This is a genomic window from Chromobacterium phragmitis, assembly GCF_003325475.1.
GTDB lineage: Bacteria > Pseudomonadota > Gammaproteobacteria > Burkholderiales > Chromobacteriaceae > Chromobacterium > Chromobacterium phragmitis.
Map to the genome: position 1 here is coordinate 1,680,327 of NZ_CP029495.1, position 13,526 is coordinate 1,693,852.

The window sequence follows — 13,526 nt, forward strand, 5'->3', positions numbered from 1 at the left end:
GCTTCGCTCTCACGTCCGCGAGCCCAACGCTTGGCCTTCGGATGCCGGGCGCCGAGACCACTCCTGCCGCGGCCTGCAACGGCGGATCAATGGCTTCCGCAGCGGCCCCGCCATTTTTGGCAACTGGGCAAGATGAAGCGGCTTACTTGGCGCGCGGACGGCTGTCGCGGGTATAGGCGCAAAAGCCCGGCTTGGGGCCGATCTTGGGATGGTTGCGGCAGGTATTGGGGCGGCGCTCGTAAATGGTGCAGCGCCGGGTCTGCGCATCCAGATACAGGCAGTCGCCATTGGCGCGCTGCGCCAGCGTGAACAGGCTGTTCTTGAAATTGAAATGCTGGATCACCCGCTGTTTTTCCAGCCGCTTGGCGATGTTCTTGATCGGCTCTTCCAGCTCGAACGCGTCCACCACGCCGATGCGCACCAGATCCGGCAGCTTCACTTCCACCGGCATCGTGCAACAGGACGCCATGCAGTCGCCGCACAGGCCGTTCTTGTACTTGATCCAGGTTTCCAGGCGGTTGATGTCGGCCACGGCTCGTCCTTAACACATTGAATACGCGAAACTTTCCCATCGCGGGAAAGCGCGCATTCTACGGACGATGGCTCACGCCGGCAAGATGCCCGCCAACAGCCGCCTGGCCTCGGCCGGGCTGCGCGGCGCCAGCCAAGCCGCTCCGGCATGGGCATCCCGCAAGTCCGACAGCGCCAGGCGGCGGCGGCGGCAGTAGCCGCGCCACATCCACAGCAGCAGGGAATTTCGCGAAAACAGCGCGCCGCGCAGCGTCTCGCGGTTGCCGTGCGCCAGCGCCTCCCGCCGCCAGGCCCGGCGCAGGCTGCGCCGGACGATGCGCCAGGCCAGCAGCGAGCGGGGATAGTCCAGCCAGATCACCAGCTCGGCGCGCGGCAGCAAGCGCTCCAGCGCCGACGCGTAGCTGCCTTCCGCCACCCAGCGCGGCTGAGCCGCCAGCGCCTCCACATCGGAGGAGAACGCATCGCGCCGCGTCCAGCCCGGCCCCCAGAACCAGGCGTCCAGCTCGGCCAGCGGCGCGCCCGAGGCGGCGGCCAGCCTGGCCGCCAGCGTGCTCTTGCCGGCGCCGCTGCCGCCTACGATCAATACCCGGCCGGGCAAGGGGGCGGTCATTGGTAATGCGCCGCCGCGCGCTGGATTTTCCCTGCCTCGTCCAGCCACAACACCTCGGCCGCCAGGCCGCGCGCGGCGCGGTAATGTATCGTCAGCGAATCGGCTCCGGTCAGCGTGGCCAGATGCTCGAAACGCAGGTCCGGCAGCCGCCGCAGCGCCTCGGCCCAGTAGGCGGCCACCGCCGGCTTGCCTTGCAGCCGGCCGGACGGCTCGCCGGCCATCTCGGCGATGTACGGCGAGCTCATTTCGAAATCGTCGCGGTAATGCGCCAGGATGCGCGCCAGATCATGGCTGTTCCAGGCGTCTATCCATTCCCGCGCCAGTGCCTCGGCGAATGACTTGTCCAGCATCGGCGTGACCTTTTCAGACCTGGGCCTAAACGGCCAGCAGCGTGGATGGATGGGCGGCGCGCCTGGCGCGCGGCAGCACCTCGGGCAGATAGATAGTCTGGATCGCGTCCAGCTTGCCGTGCGCCTCCCAGTGCGCGCGGCTTTCCCAATGCTCGACCAGCACGAACACCTTGGGATCGGCCTCGGAATGGTAGGCCTCCCACAGCAGGCAGCCGGGCTCGGCCAGGCACAGCGGCCGCATCCGCGCCAGCGCGGCGGCGATGGCCGGCGCATCGGCCTCTGTTTTCGCTTGCAGCGTCACAATCAAAGGAAACATCGCGCCCTCCACGCCATCAGCCAGGCAAAACCGCCTCGGCTTCGATCTCGATCAAACATTCCGGCAGTTGGCCGAAATCGCAGGAAGGCGGACCATCCGCCCCCCGCCGTCCATCTCAATAAAACGCCATCCGCCGCAGGCCGACATAGCGCGGCGCGGTGAAACCCTGCTCCCGATCGCGCCAGTAGTCGCTCAGCAGCATCGGCGGGAACACGGTTTTGCCGGCGAAGTCGTCGCGCGACAGCCAGGCCGCCTCGACAATATGCTCGCGAGTCGCCTGTTCCGCGCCGCAATCGATTTCGCCGCCCTGCAGCGCGCCGATGAACCAGAATTTGCATTCGCGGGTTTCCGGGCTGGCGAACTCCTCGACGTAGGCCAGTTGCCCAACTTCCACCCGCAGCCCGCACTCCTCCAACACCTCGCGGCGCGCGGCGTCGGCCAAGGGCTCGTCATCAATCGCGCCGCCCCCCGGCGCCACCCAGAAATCGTAGATCCCCGGCTTGCAGTGGCGGACCATCAGTATCTTGCCTTCGCGCTCGATGATCGCGCCAGCGGCGATTCTATGTTTCATGCCGCCTCCCCAAACGAAACAGCATAGCACCGACATTATTCCATTGAAATATCAATGCCAGCGGCCGCACGTTTTTCCAAGATCGCCGGGCGAGTCGCCGCTTAAGCTCGGGCTTCCACACCCAGCAAAGGAAATCGTCATGCCATTGAAAGCCGCCTTCATCTTCATCGCCCCCCACGGCGACCCTCAACGCCATCGCGCCCTCACCGCGACGCCGGAAGTGGAGGTCATCACCCTCGCCGTCTCCAGCTACCGCCAGGCCGGCGAAGTCGCCCGGGAACTGGCGGAGCAAGGCTGCGCCGCCATCGAGCTGTGCGGCGGCTTCGGCCACCAGGGCGTCGCCATCGTCGCCGCCGCGGTCGGCGAACTGGCCGCGGTCGGCGCGGTGCGCTTCGATCCTCACCCCTTGCTCGGCCACCGCTCGGGCGACGAACTGGCCTGAGCGCCGCTCAACGGGGAATAAAACAGCGGCAGCGCCGGGTCGCGCAACAGACGCGCCGGCGGCTGTCCGCCGAAAGCCAGCGCGTCGCGGTGCAGATGGGATTGGTCGCAATAGCCATGCTCCCAGGCCAGACCGGCCAGGGAAGGCCTGGGCTGGAACGCGGCATCGCGCAGAAAGCGTTCGAAGCGGCACAGCCGGTGGAACAGCTTGGCGGTCACGCCCTGGCTGGCGTGGAAGCGGCGGGACAGACCGAACCGTCCCTCGCCCGTTCCCGCCGCGTGCTCGCCCAACGCGAAGCCGGCGCTGTCGGCGAACATCTTCCGCGCCAGCAGCCGCATCCGCTCCAGCTCCGGCTCCGGCCGCAGCCGCGCCCTTAAAAAACGGCCGGCCACCTCGCACTGCGCGTCGAAATCGGCGGTCCCCATCCGCGCCCACCCGTCTCCGGCCTCCGGCCACGCGCGTTCCGGCGGCGTGACCTGATCCACCATTTCCGCCAGCGGAAGGCGGCAAAGCTGCGGCAGCGCGCCGGCGTGGAAGCGCACCACGAACACCGAGCCCGCCGGCCGCGCGACGCGCAAGATGCGCCGGCGGGGGCACAGCAGCCCAGGCCCGCCATCCGCGCCCAGCCACAGCTCCGCGCCGGTGCCGGGCAGCAACGTCAATATCCCGGGGTCGCCCGCCTCGAAACGATAACGGCGATAGCTATGCACCCATGGCTCCAGCCCCGGCTCGGGCGGGCGTTGCAACGTCTGCATCGGCGATTTCCTGAAAGAAGCGGCGGCCAGTCTGCCGGCAAGCCGGCCATCGCCGCTTGCAAAAATGTGCCGCTCAGGGCCGTCGGACGATCAGCGGAATCGCCTGCTCGTCCGGATGGACGCCGGCATGCACGCCGGCCAGACGCAACGGTTTCTCGCCCGGCAACGTGTCGCGCAGATTCCAGCCCGGCTTGGCGATCAGCGTCACATCGCCGCAGTGCCGCGCCAAGTCCGGCCGCTGGGGCCCGGGCCCAAATGCGCCTGCGGCCAGCAAGTCGCGGCTTCTGACCGCCCAACAGGCATGGCCCAACCGCTCGCGCGCCAATAATAGGAAACGTTCCGCGCAAGCCGGCTTGACGTGGCAATACGCCAGCCGCGTCTCGCCGGACAAGGGCAGCGCCAGCAATCCGTAAAGCTCGGCATCGGCATCCACATCCGCCCAACACTCGGGCGCCGCGGCGACGAAACCATGATCGGCGATGGCCACCATCGCCGCGTCGCAGGCATCCGCCTGCGGCAGCAGCGCGGCAAAATGCGCGTCTATCTCGGCCAGCAAGACGCGCGCGGCCGCCGCATCCGGCCCCTGCTCGTGCATCAAGGTGTCCAGTTGCGGCAGATACAGGTAATGAAAGGCAGGCCCCGCACCATTCACCCCCCGCGCCAACTGGGCGAAGCCATCGGCCAGGCCTCCATAGGCCACGCGCGGCGCGCGGCCGGCATGGAAGCGGCTGCTGGGGCTCTCGGCGATGAAGTCCGGCAAGTAGAGGAACGCTGGACGCCCCAGCCGGTCAAAGAGGGGCCGCGCGCGGTAAAGGGTGTCCGCGCGTCTTTGCTCCCCCCCACCGCGACTCGCCGGATAGCGCGCGTACAGCGGCAGCGGCGCGATGATTTCCTCGCCGTGCAGCTGGTGCCAGCCGATCAGGCCATGCTCGGCCGGCGCGCTTCCCGTCAGCACCGTGGTGACGGCGGCCGCGGTGGTGGGCGGAAACACGCTGCTGATCGTTTCGCGCTGATGCGCGCGCAGGCGGCTGTCCGGGCCGAGGCTCGCCAGCTGCGCGGCGCCCAGGCCGTCGATCAGGATCAGGCAGACGTGGCGATGGCGGCCGATGCCGGCCAAAGCGGCCGATGCCAGCGGCGCATGGCCCAGATCGGGCCCGCCCAGTTCCCGGCTCAGCGTCTGCATCAGATTGAGCAGGCCGCCGCCTTGATAATCGGCCCAGGCGGCGTCCGGGCAAAGGGAAGACAGATCGGCCATCGACGCTCCGCGGAAAAGGGAAAGGATGCGGTTCATTCTCGGCAGACGCCCCCAGTGCGTCAACGCGCGGTTTGGCGGCAAACTGAAATCCAAAACCCAACATTCGCTAACAATATGATACAGCCGGCCGCCGCATAAACCAGTATGCTGCGTCCAGTTCAAGTTTTTTGCAGGAGATATCGCATGAAGCGCGCATTTGTCATCATTTCCATCGGTCTGGCAGGCTTGTCCGCCATCGCGCAGGCGGACACGTCCACCATCGTCGGCGGCGCGCTGGGCGGCGCCGCGGGCGCGGCGGTGGGCGAAGCCGTGGGCGGCCGCAACGGCGCCATCATCGGCGGCGCGGTAGGCGGCGGCGCGGGCGCGGCCATCGGCCACGACTACGGCCGCAAGCCGGAACCCAAGAAGGACGATCGCCGCTACCGCAAGCACCGCCACCATCATCACGGCAAGGGGTACTTCTGTCCGCCGGGGCAAGGCAAGAAGGGCCGCTGCTAAGCGCGGCCGGCCGCAGTATCACTGCCTGGACAAGGCGCGCCGATCCAGGCAGTGCACGACCAGGATGGTCGCTAGCGGCGCAGTCCCTCCAGGCTGTAGCGCACCGGCTGCCAGAGATAGCCGTCGCCGGATCGCCGAACATGGCCGATGCCGGGAAAGCCGATGTGCGCGGCGGCCACCAGCCAGCCCTGGCGGGCGGCCTCGTCCATCCTCGCCAGCCGCTGCCGGGCGGCGGCGGCGGCGTCCACGTCGAAGCGTATGGTCACGCCGGGCTTGGCAAACTGCACGTCCTGCGCGTGGATCAAATCCCCCCATAACACCAGTTTCTTGCCTTCGCTCTCCACCAGGTACAGCGAGTGGCCCGGGGTATGGCCGGCCCCCGCCACCGCGCGGATGCCCGGCAGCAGCTCCGTCTCGCCGTCGAACGGCTTGAGCCGGCCGGCTTCGATGTACGGCCGCAGCGCCGCCTCGGCGTCGGCGAAGGCGTGGCGCTCTTCCTTCGCCACCTTGCCGGCGTTGGCCGGATTCAGCCAGAAATCCACATCCCGCTGGTCCACCCGGATGTCGGCGGCGGGGAACATCCGTTTGCCTTGCCGCGTCAGGCCGCCGGAATGGTCGGCGTGGATGTGGGTCAGCAACACGGTGTCGATGTCTTCCGGCCGGTAACCGGCCGCGCGGATGCTGTCCAGCAGCCTGCCGCCGTCTTTGCCAAACAAATCGCCGGCCCCGGCGTCCACCAGCGCCAGGTGGCTGCCGGTATGGATCAGGAAGGCGTTGATCGAGGTTTCCGCCCGCGTGCCCAAGTGGGCCTGCGCCAGCCGGCTCGCGGTGTCCTCAGGCGGATTGCGCAGCAACTGGTCCAGCGGAACCGCCACCGTGCCGTCGGACAGCGCAGTCACCTCGAACGCGCCCAGCATCATCCGATAGAATCCCGGCGCCTGAGTCCGGACCTGGGCGGGCGGTTGAACCGGCTGCGCCGCCTGGATGGAGGTGGCGCTCGCCGCCAACGCGGCGGCCAAGGGCAGCATGCGGATGGCGCGGACGGCGGCATGGTATGGTGTGGACATGAAGCGCATGGGGTATTCCTTTCCGGGAGGGGAGTTCAAGTGTCCCGATGATGCGGCGGCCGGCCATGCCATTCAAATCGATTGGACTGATGATGAGTATCAGGGAAAAAGATTTCCGCGGCGTGGACCTGAACCTGCTGGTCACGCTCGCCGTGCTGCTGCGCGAGCGCAGCGTGTCGCGTGCCGCGGCCTGCCTCCATCTGGGCCAGCCGGCGGTCAGCGGGGCGCTGGCCCGGCTGCGCGAGCTGTTCGGCGACGAATTGCTGGTGCGGGTGCCGCAGGGCATGGCGCCCACCGTCCGGGCGCTGGCTTTGCAGAGCGAGTTGACGCCCCTGCTGGAGCGGCTGCAAACGCTGCTGTTCGCCGAAGCCTCGTTCGAGCCGGCGTCCGCCGCGCGCGCGTTCTCGCTGGGCATGAGCGACTGGGTGGAAATCTGGCTGGCGCCCAAGCTGCTGCCGCGGCTGCGGGCGCTGGCGCCCAAGCTGCGAATCGCGCTGGAGACCACCGACCCGTTCACCGGCAGCGCGATGCTGGAGCAGGGCCGGATGGAGCTGGGCGTATCGGTGTTCGCCCCCGGCCCCGCCTGGCAGCAAACCCGGCCGCTGCGCTCGATGGGCTTCGCCGTCGTCTACGATCCCAAGCAGCTGCCGCTGCCCGCCCCGCTGAGCCTGGACGACTACCTCGCCCACCAGCACGCGCTGGTCAGCTACCGCGGCGCGCGCCAGGGCACCGCGGATCGGGCGCTGGCCGAGCGCGGCCTGTCGCGCGTGGTCAGCCACACCGCCTCCCGCTTCGCCTCGCTGCCGCCGCTGCTGAAAGCCCTGCCGCTGCTGGCCACCGTGCCGGAAGCGCTGGCCGACGAATGGGTCGCCAGCCACGGCCTCTGCGCCAGTCCGCCGCCGCTGGATCTGCCGCCGTTCACCGTCTCGCTGATCCGCCACGCCGCCAGCGGCGGCGACCCCGGGCTGGATTGGCTGGAAGCGCAGATACTGGGCATCGCCGGCGAAGCTCAGGCCGTCTGATCCGAGCAAGGCCTGATCCGCAGCCTGGGCCGCAACAACGGCAGATGGAAACGGCGGAGATTCAGCTCCCAATAGTCCCCGCCGCCGAAATCCAGCAACGCATGGCAGGGGCTCCTCCACTCGATGCCGCTTAGCAAGAATGAGCAGTACCACGCGCCTATCGACCGGCTGCATAGCTTCCGCAGCCGGAGATCCAGCAAGGTGAACACCGTCACCTCTTCAAACGGACAGTCAAAGTCGCTGATCAGCAGATAGCCATCGGCCAACCGGAACTGATGCGACAAGGATAGCCCCTTGAGCCGCGTGGAAGTCCGCCTGCCGTTCATCCATAACCAAGAATAGATTCGATCGGGCTGACTCTCAGGCGGCGGCTCCAAGCTGAAATCGCTTATCGGCTCCATACGGGCCCCGCTTCCGGACAAGCCGCCTTCGCGCAATGCGTCAATCGAGCCCCTCCGTTCCGTGATGGCCGCCCCAGGCCAGGTCGCCCTTCGTCCCGGCCAGCCCGGCGATGCCATCCTCCAGCAAGCGCATCCATGCCGAGCGCCATGCTTCGCCATCCATCGTCACGCGGCCTTTCGCAATTGAATCTCCGCAGCATACGCGTCCCAGCCTAGCGCGGCGATTCGCGTCTCGCCTCCAGGCCATTTTCCTCCGCTCCCGGCTCATGCCAATCTTCGCCGAAAATCTCCAGCGGATGCTGGGTGCGACTGCTGCCGTTGCCGCAAGCCATGTCCTTGGCCGGGCAATATTTGTCACATCCCCAGCAGATGCGCTCGGGGTATCGGGGGTGAATGGGAAATTTCTTGGCCATGGCCGCCACCATCATGCAAACCGGATCATTGTCGGCGCCAGCGCCGGCATCAGGCCTTGATCTGCATTAGGCAATCTCCCGACGCCATGCAGCGCGTCGCTCACAGGCGGAACAGCAGCCAGATCCACATCGCCAGCAGCAGGATGTTGGACGCCAGGAAAGCCAGGAAACGGTGTATCGGTTGATTGTAGGAAAGATGGATGGCGGAATGCGCGACGCGCGCCGCCACGTAGCACCAAGCCAATCCCAGCGGGACGGGCCCAGCCAGATTCTTGGCGATGACGATGGCGCCGAACACGTAGAACAGCACCGGCGCCTCGAACAGATTGGAGAAATTGCGCGCCAGCTTCAACTCCGCCTCCGGCGGCGCATCGCCCTGCATCAGACGGTAATAACCGCCCTTCACCCGCCCGGAGCGGGCGTTGGCGAAACGGCTGGAGCCGAGGCGGACGCCGACGAAAAAGGTCAGCAATACCAGCGCGAACATCGGGTAGATCATCGCTCTCTCCTGGTGGAAGTGCCCGACGCCTCAATCCAGGCGCGCCACCTCGCCGTTGTGCGGCGTCGCGTTTTCGTGAAACAGGTCTTCCAGGTATTGCGCCAGATCGCTGGCCGCCAGATCGTCGGGGATGATGAAGTCGGCCGGACGGCGCTTGCCGTCGCCGCCGCTCCAGAAGGCCCGCCAGCCGCCCTCTCGCCGTTCCACGGCCAAAACCTGGCCATAGACATTGAAGCGCAGCCGGCCTGCGGCGATGGAGGCCACCACCGCCCCGTTCTCTGGCGAGGCCCGCCAGTGAAAACGCAGCGTCCGGCTGCCGTCTTCTTCCCGCCACGCTTCGCCGCGCGCCATCCCGGCTTTGCACAACACCCGCTGCGAGGCCAGATTCTCCTCCGCCACAGTGGCGATGATATGGCGCAGCCCCCACTCGGCGGCGGCATGCTCTATCATCGCCGCGGCCGTTTCGCTGGCCAGGCCCCGGCCCCTGTGGGCGGGCAGGAACGCGTATTTCAGTTCCGGCTCCGCTTTGCCGCCAGGGTGGGCCAGGCCGCAAAAGCCCAGAGTGGCGCCATCGCCGCGGCTGACGACAGCGAACATGCCATAGCCGCGCGCCGCGTAATCGCGCCGCGTCACGTCCAGCCAGCGCAGGCAATCCTCCCGCGCCAACGCTTGGCCCTCGCCGACCCAGCGCATAGCCGCGGCGTCGCCATACGCCGCCAGCAGCGCATCGACATCGACGTCGCGCCAGCGGCGGACAAGCACCCGCTCGGTCTGGAACAGAATGTCCGATTGTGGCTCCATCATGCCCCCATGATATGGCGCCGGGTCAGAACAGCGCCTTGGCCAGCGGCTGAAAACGGTCGTTGACCTCGCCGGCCAGCCCTTCCTGGTCCGGATTCAAGATGTGCGCAACCTGCCCGCCGGAAAAATCTATCTTGTCCAAGTCTACCCGCAGCAGGCTAGGGCTGCTGGCCAGCTCGAAGAAATACTGCTTGTTGGTCAGGTCCGCCACCGTGCGGTATTCGGTGTCGTAGGTGGCGCCCGGCGTCTTGTACGGCGCGTTGAACGGCACCGAAACATTGCGCGCGATGGACAGGATGGACGCCACCGCCTGGCGCTGGGTTTGCGGCTCGCGCAGCGTATCGAGAAAATAGCTGGCGCGGATGAAGCGGTCCACCGGATTGACGTTGCCCGGCAGCGGCGTTTCGCGCGTGGCCTGGGAGAAGTCCCGCTTCTTCAGCTCCGCCAGTTGCCGCTCGTAGGGCGGATCGTTGGTCAGCACGCGATATTCACGGCCGTGGTAGATGTGCGGTTTGCCATCGATATACTGGATCAGCGCCGAATCGCCGCTGGCGTCTTCTATCGCCAGATGCAGCGAAGACTTGAAGCCGGCATATTCCACCATCACCGGCTGGATGGCCTGCATCGCCTGCAGCGCCTCGCTCACCGTGGCCGCGTTGTCCAGCAGATACTGGCCCCATAACCCGGCTTGCACGCCCTGCTTACCCGGCTCTCGCGCGCCGTAGTCGGTGGCTGTGAGAAACAGCAGATGCATGGCCAAACCCTTCTCGTTGACGCCATCCACCGCGCCGACGCCGTAGGCCGAGGTCACCACGCTGCCGTATTGGGACGTCCAGCGCGCCGCATTGTCCTTGACCACGGTGGCCGGCCCCAGCTTGCCGCCGTCGCGCGCCATGCCGCGCGGCAGGATCAGCAGCCTGGGTTGGGTGGACTCGGACCAGTCCATGGAACGGCTGGCCACCACCGCCTGTTGGTTGGTATTCCACAAGGCGCGGGTACAGGCGTCCGCAATGGGCGACCACAGCGCCAGCGAAGCGGTCGACGAAATCAACAGGCCATGCAAAGCGGTTTTTCTTTTCATTTCACCCTCTATTCCATTTTATTATCAAAACCTTATGGACAACACAGTCTTGGCCGAGGTTCCACTTAAGAAGGCAAAAACAGCAGACGGCGTTGCGCGTCACGGCGCACCGCGCCGAAATGACAGTAGTCGAGATAGCCCAGCTATCGCGCTTTGCCATAGGCGATCAGGTGCATGTCCGGCTTGATGGCTCTTGCCGGTCCCATGCGCGCATAACCCAGCTTTTCATACAAATGGCAATTGCCGGGCTCTTCCAAAATAGTATCGAGCCGCCAACCATGGCGAGGCTGATGCAAACGCTCCACCAGCCGCATCGCCGCCTGCGCGATGCCCTGTTTTTGAAAATCAGGCAGGATGAACAGCGGACTGATGCGGCATAGTCCTCTTTCGGGCAGATCCACCACCCGCAAGCCCCCGGCCACCCGATGACCCCGTTCGATCAGATAAAAACAGGAATGGGGTTGCTCAATCTTGTCCCGCAGTTTTTCCAGAGGCTCCATTGCCGGACTCATTTCATTATCTTGGTATTTCAACAACAGCGGCATGAATGACTCGACTTGCATGCCATGCAGCCGTTCCGCATCAGCCAGTCCCGCCTTTTTCAAAACCACACTCATAGCCGTTCCCATATCAAGTGGATTCGTCGCCTACTCGGTATACGGCATGCGGTAGAACACCCGGGGAAAGCCGAACCCTCTCCGCACAATATGCCAAAGGAGCAAAATAGAGAATCAGCTTGATAAAACAAAAGGGCAAGCCATCCTGGCTTGCCCTTGCTTGTCGGCGGTCGGCTATTTATTGCGGCCGCTGCTTGAAAAAGGTCATCGGCGCGGAAGCCGGAATCTCGCTTGGCGGCGGCGATTTCAGGATGTGCTTCTTCATCTTGCCCATCACGTGCATCTCGCAGGGGCGGCATTCAAACTTCAAGGTGTAGGTCTCGTCGCCGGACTTCAGGATCATCGGATCGGCGCGCACCTGGCCCATCACGCCCTTCACCCCCTTGGCCTGCTTCGGACACAGGTTGTAGGAGAAGCGCAGGCAGTGCTTGGTGATCATCAGGCTGACTTCGCCCTCTTCCTGATGCGCCTCGTAGGCCGGCTCGATCACTTCCACGCCGTGCTGCTTGTAGAAGTCCCAGGCCAGCGCGTTGTAGACGTTGGCCAGATAGCTCAGTTCCTTCTGCGGGAAGACCGCCGGCGGCTTGACGGCGGCCTTGCGCTGGGGGCGGACCCAGGCGGCGGCGCGGGCGGCTTCCAGCTTTTCCGCCGCGTCGCGGCGCAGGCCGTTGATCACCGAAGCCGGCACGAACCACGGCTGGCTCAGATTCAGCGCGACGTCGTGCGCCTGGAACATGGTGTTGCCCAGCTTGGCGGCAGCGTCGCGCAGGCTCTGCTCGGCGCGGGCGGCGTCCTTGGCCGGCTCCAGCGCCAAATCCACGCGGGCGCTGGCGCTGCAGCCGTCGGCGTCGGTATAAGTCAGTTCCAGTCCACTGGCGGTTTCCGACAACGCGCCCCACACGCCGACGCGGCGCTCGGCCGATTTCTTCAGCAGCGCCAGTTCCCAGGCGTGGTCGCGGTTGCGGCTGATGTCGACGCCCGGCTTCAGGCCAGCCAGCGCCGCCGGGTCGTTAGGCTCGCAGCGCCACAGCAACAGCCCGCCCTCGGCCTTGCCCACCTGCTTGACGGTGTTGAGCTGCATGCCCACCACTTCGCGCTTCTTCATGAAGTTGATGCCGTCGCCGTTGGACATCTGCTCGCTGGTGGCGATTTCCAGCCAGGCGTCGCCCACCTTGTGCACGGCGCCCAGGCCGACGCCGACGAACTTGGGCGAATCGAAGGCGCCGATGTCCTGCTTGCGGCCGGTGGCGAAGTAATCGGTGGCGCCGCGGTGGAAAGTCTTGTCCGGGTCCGGCGTGAAGAAGATTTCGCTCGTGCCGCTGGCGGCCGGCGCCAGCTCCGGGCGGCGCTCGAAAATCTCGTCCAACAGCAGGCGGTAATGGGCGGTGATGTTCTTGACGTAGGACACGTCCTTGTAGCGGCCCTCTATCTTCAAAGACCGCACGCCGGCGTCCAGCAGCGCTTCCAGGTTGGCGCTCTGGTTGTTGTCCTTCATCGACAGCAAATGCTTGTCGAAGGCCACCACGCCGCCCTTTTCGTCGGTCAGCGTGTACGGCAGCCTACAGGCCTGCGAGCAGTCGCCGCGGTTGGCGCTGCGGCCGGTGTCGGCGTGGCTGATGAAGCACTGGCCGGAGAAGGCCACGCACAGCGCGCCGTGGATGAAGTATTCGACGGTGGCGGAATCGGCCACGCGGTCGGCGATCTTCTTGATCTGCGGAATGGTCAGCTCGCGCGCCAGCACCACCTGGCTGAAGCCGGCGTCGGACAGGAAGCGCGCCTTGTCGGCGTCGCGGATGTCGCACTGGGTGGAAGCGTGCAGCTGGATCGGCGGCAAGTCCATCTGCAGGATGCCCATATCCTGGATGATCAGCGCGTCCACGCCGGCGTCGTACAACTGCCAGATCAGTTTGCGCGCGCCTTCCAGCTCGGCGTCGTGCAGGATGGTGTTCAGCGTGGCGAAGATGCGCGCGTGATAGCGGTGGGCGAAGGCGGTCAACCCGGCGATGTCTTCCACGCTGTTGCAGGCGTTGTGGCGCGCGCCGAACGACGGCCCGCCGATGTACACCGCGTCCGCGCCGTGCAGGATGGCTTCGCGGCCGATTTCGGCGGTTTTGGCGGGCGACAACAGTTCGACTTGATGCGGCAACAGGCTCATGGCGGTTCCGGGCTGATCGCTCTGGCGATCCAAAGATGGATGGGGGCGGAATTATAACGGAATCATGGGCTTATAGGTAGATGGCGCGTGTTGCGCCATTGCCTAGGTATGACTACCTAGAACCACTCATTCATATTGAATG

The 13,526-nt window shown here is 66.1% G+C and carries 19 protein-coding genes; 3 read left to right on the forward strand and 16 right to left on the reverse strand.

Annotation, left to right across the window (positions count from 1 at the left end):
• Window positions 1-142 precede the first annotated feature (142 nt).
• The 5 genes from DK842_RS07925 to DK842_RS07945 form a co-directional block, all read right to left on the reverse strand.
• Window positions 143-532, reverse strand: a complete 390-nt coding sequence (locus DK842_RS07925; protein WP_114060969.1) for a YkgJ family cysteine cluster protein — start codon at window positions 530-532, stop codon at window positions 143-145.
• A 72-nt stretch (window positions 533-604) separates the two neighbouring features.
• A complete protein-coding gene (locus DK842_RS07930; RefSeq protein ID WP_114060970.1) occupies window positions 605-1,141 on the reverse strand; it encodes a P-loop NTPase family protein in 537 nt (178 codons plus the stop codon).
• Window positions 1,138-1,491 carry a nuclear transport factor 2 family protein gene (locus DK842_RS07935; RefSeq protein WP_114060971.1) on the reverse strand — a complete coding sequence of 118 codons (354 nt, stop codon included), beginning with the start codon at window positions 1,489-1,491 and terminating at the stop codon, window positions 1,138-1,140. The genes DK842_RS07930 and DK842_RS07935 overlap by 4 nt, the downstream gene beginning before the upstream one ends.
• Before the next feature lie 25 nt (window positions 1,492-1,516).
• Window positions 1,517-1,807 carry a putative quinol monooxygenase gene (locus tag DK842_RS07940; protein WP_114060972.1) on the reverse strand — a complete coding sequence of 97 codons (291 nt, stop codon included), beginning with the start codon at window positions 1,805-1,807 and terminating at the stop codon, window positions 1,517-1,519.
• Between the two features lie 115 nt (window positions 1,808-1,922).
• Window positions 1,923-2,378 carry an NUDIX domain-containing protein gene (locus tag DK842_RS07945; RefSeq protein ID WP_168194844.1) on the reverse strand — a complete coding sequence of 152 codons (456 nt, stop codon included), beginning with the start codon at window positions 2,376-2,378 and terminating at the stop codon, window positions 1,923-1,925.
• A gap of 139 nt (window positions 2,379-2,517) precedes the next feature.
• On the opposite strand from DK842_RS07945, the gene DK842_RS07950 reads away from it, so the two are divergent.
• Window positions 2,518-2,820: a DUF6506 family protein gene (locus tag DK842_RS07950; RefSeq protein WP_114060974.1), complete on the forward strand. Its 303-nt coding sequence runs from the start codon at window positions 2,518-2,520 to the stop codon at window positions 2,818-2,820.
• On the opposite strand, the gene DK842_RS07955 is transcribed toward DK842_RS07950, so the two are convergent.
• Both DK842_RS07955 and DK842_RS07960 read right to left on the reverse strand, forming a co-directional pair.
• Window positions 2,778-3,575 (reverse strand): helix-turn-helix domain-containing protein, encoded by a 798-nt coding sequence (locus DK842_RS07955; protein ID WP_114060975.1) that lies wholly within the window; start codon window positions 3,573-3,575, stop codon window positions 2,778-2,780. The two genes, DK842_RS07950 and DK842_RS07955, sit on opposite strands and share 43 nt — an antisense overlap.
• Before the next feature lie 73 nt (window positions 3,576-3,648).
• On the reverse strand, window positions 3,649-4,830 hold the full coding sequence (locus DK842_RS07960) for an alkaline phosphatase family protein (RefSeq protein ID WP_168194845.1): 1,182 nt from the start codon (window positions 4,828-4,830) through the stop codon (window positions 3,649-3,651).
• A 183-nt stretch (window positions 4,831-5,013) separates the two neighbouring features.
• Here DK842_RS07960 and DK842_RS07965 point away from each other — a divergent pair, with 183 nt between their 5' ends.
• Window positions 5,014-5,328: a glycine zipper domain-containing protein gene (locus tag DK842_RS07965; RefSeq protein WP_114060977.1), complete on the forward strand. Its 315-nt coding sequence runs from the start codon at window positions 5,014-5,016 to the stop codon at window positions 5,326-5,328.
• Window positions 5,329-5,399: 71 nt separating this feature from the next.
• On the opposite strand, the gene DK842_RS07970 is transcribed toward DK842_RS07965, so the two are convergent.
• Window positions 5,400-6,404 carry an MBL fold metallo-hydrolase gene (locus DK842_RS07970; RefSeq protein ID WP_114060978.1) on the reverse strand — a complete coding sequence of 335 codons (1,005 nt, stop codon included), beginning with the start codon at window positions 6,402-6,404 and terminating at the stop codon, window positions 5,400-5,402.
• A gap of 80 nt (window positions 6,405-6,484) precedes the next feature.
• Between DK842_RS07970 and DK842_RS07975 the strand changes: the two genes are divergently transcribed.
• Window positions 6,485-7,417, forward strand: coding sequence for a LysR family transcriptional regulator (locus tag DK842_RS07975; RefSeq protein ID WP_232538633.1), 933 nt, complete (start codon window positions 6,485-6,487; stop codon window positions 7,415-7,417).
• Here the strand turns inward: DK842_RS07975 and DK842_RS07980 are convergent.
• The 8 genes from DK842_RS07980 to DK842_RS08010 form a co-directional block, all read right to left on the reverse strand.
• A complete protein-coding gene (locus DK842_RS07980; protein WP_145963992.1) occupies window positions 7,405-7,701 on the reverse strand; it encodes a hypothetical protein in 297 nt (98 codons plus the stop codon). The genes DK842_RS07975 and DK842_RS07980 overlap by 13 nt on opposite strands.
• A 157-nt stretch (window positions 7,702-7,858) precedes the next feature.
• A complete protein-coding gene (locus tag DK842_RS24080) occupies window positions 7,859-7,981 on the reverse strand; it encodes a hypothetical protein (RefSeq protein WP_269779789.1) in 123 nt (40 codons plus the stop codon).
• A 49-nt stretch (window positions 7,982-8,030) separates the two neighbouring features.
• Window positions 8,031-8,231, reverse strand: a complete 201-nt coding sequence (locus DK842_RS07985) for a DUF3079 domain-containing protein (RefSeq protein ID WP_114063673.1) — start codon at window positions 8,229-8,231, stop codon at window positions 8,031-8,033.
• A 100-nt stretch (window positions 8,232-8,331) separates the two neighbouring features.
• Window positions 8,332-8,730: an MAPEG family protein gene (locus DK842_RS07990; RefSeq protein ID WP_114060980.1), complete on the reverse strand. Its 399-nt coding sequence runs from the start codon at window positions 8,728-8,730 to the stop codon at window positions 8,332-8,334.
• A 30-nt stretch (window positions 8,731-8,760) separates the two neighbouring features.
• Window positions 8,761-9,531: a GNAT family N-acetyltransferase gene (locus DK842_RS07995; RefSeq protein ID WP_168194846.1), complete on the reverse strand. Its 771-nt coding sequence runs from the start codon at window positions 9,529-9,531 to the stop codon at window positions 8,761-8,763.
• A gap of 25 nt (window positions 9,532-9,556) precedes the next feature.
• Window positions 9,557-10,612 carry a linear amide C-N hydrolase gene (locus tag DK842_RS08000; protein ID WP_114060982.1) on the reverse strand — a complete coding sequence of 352 codons (1,056 nt, stop codon included), beginning with the start codon at window positions 10,610-10,612 and terminating at the stop codon, window positions 9,557-9,559.
• Between the two features lie 143 nt (window positions 10,613-10,755).
• Window positions 10,756-11,229, reverse strand: coding sequence for a GNAT family N-acetyltransferase (locus DK842_RS08005; RefSeq protein WP_114060983.1), 474 nt, complete (start codon window positions 11,227-11,229; stop codon window positions 10,756-10,758).
• A 178-nt stretch (window positions 11,230-11,407) separates the two neighbouring features.
• Entirely contained in the window at window positions 11,408-13,384 is a 1,977-nt protein-coding gene (locus DK842_RS08010) for a peptidase U32 family protein (RefSeq protein WP_114060984.1), read from the reverse strand.
• Window positions 13,385-13,526 lie beyond the last annotated feature (142 nt).

Excerpts from the sequence above, each read along its gene's own strand:
- DK842_RS07975 (WP_232538633.1), top strand. The coding sequence starts at position 6,485 with ATGATGAGTATCAGGGAAAAAGATTTCCGCGGCGTGGACCTGAACCTG.
- DK842_RS07945 (WP_168194844.1), bottom strand. The coding sequence starts at position 2,378 with ATGAAACATAGAATCGCCGCTGGCGCGATCATCGAGCGCGAAGGCAAG.
- DK842_RS07985 (WP_114063673.1), bottom strand. The coding sequence starts at position 8,231 with ATGGCCAAGAAATTTCCCATTCACCCCCGATACCCCGAGCGCATCTGC.
- DK842_RS07970 (WP_114060978.1), bottom strand. The coding sequence starts at position 6,404 with ATGCGCTTCATGTCCACACCATACCATGCCGCCGTCCGCGCCATCCGC.
- DK842_RS07950 (WP_114060974.1), top strand. The coding sequence starts at position 2,518 with ATGCCATTGAAAGCCGCCTTCATCTTCATCGCCCCCCACGGCGACCCT.
- DK842_RS07965 (WP_114060977.1), top strand. The coding sequence starts at position 5,014 with ATGAAGCGCGCATTTGTCATCATTTCCATCGGTCTGGCAGGCTTGTCC.
- DK842_RS07960 (WP_168194845.1), bottom strand. The coding sequence starts at position 4,830 with ATGGCCGATCTGTCTTCCCTTTGCCCGGACGCCGCCTGGGCCGATTAT.
- DK842_RS24080 (WP_269779789.1), bottom strand. The coding sequence starts at position 7,981 with ATGGATGGCGAAGCATGGCGCTCGGCATGGATGCGCTTGCTGGAGGAT.
- DK842_RS07930 (WP_114060970.1), bottom strand. The coding sequence starts at position 1,141 with ATGACCGCCCCCTTGCCCGGCCGGGTATTGATCGTAGGCGGCAGCGGC.
- DK842_RS07955 (WP_114060975.1), bottom strand. The coding sequence starts at position 3,575 with ATGCAGACGTTGCAACGCCCGCCCGAGCCGGGGCTGGAGCCATGGGTG.
- DK842_RS08010 (WP_114060984.1), bottom strand. The coding sequence starts at position 13,384 with ATGAGCCTGTTGCCGCATCAAGTCGAACTGTTGTCGCCCGCCAAAACC.
- DK842_RS07940 (WP_114060972.1), bottom strand. The coding sequence starts at position 1,807 with ATGTTTCCTTTGATTGTGACGCTGCAAGCGAAAACAGAGGCCGATGCG.
- DK842_RS08000 (WP_114060982.1), bottom strand. The coding sequence starts at position 10,612 with ATGAAAAGAAAAACCGCTTTGCATGGCCTGTTGATTTCGTCGACCGCT.
- DK842_RS08005 (WP_114060983.1), bottom strand. The coding sequence starts at position 11,229 with ATGAGTGTGGTTTTGAAAAAGGCGGGACTGGCTGATGCGGAACGGCTG.
- DK842_RS07995 (WP_168194846.1), bottom strand. The coding sequence starts at position 9,531 with ATGGAGCCACAATCGGACATTCTGTTCCAGACCGAGCGGGTGCTTGTC.
- DK842_RS07990 (WP_114060980.1), bottom strand. The coding sequence starts at position 8,730 with ATGATCTACCCGATGTTCGCGCTGGTATTGCTGACCTTTTTCGTCGGC.
- DK842_RS07935 (WP_114060971.1), bottom strand. The coding sequence starts at position 1,491 with ATGCTGGACAAGTCATTCGCCGAGGCACTGGCGCGGGAATGGATAGAC.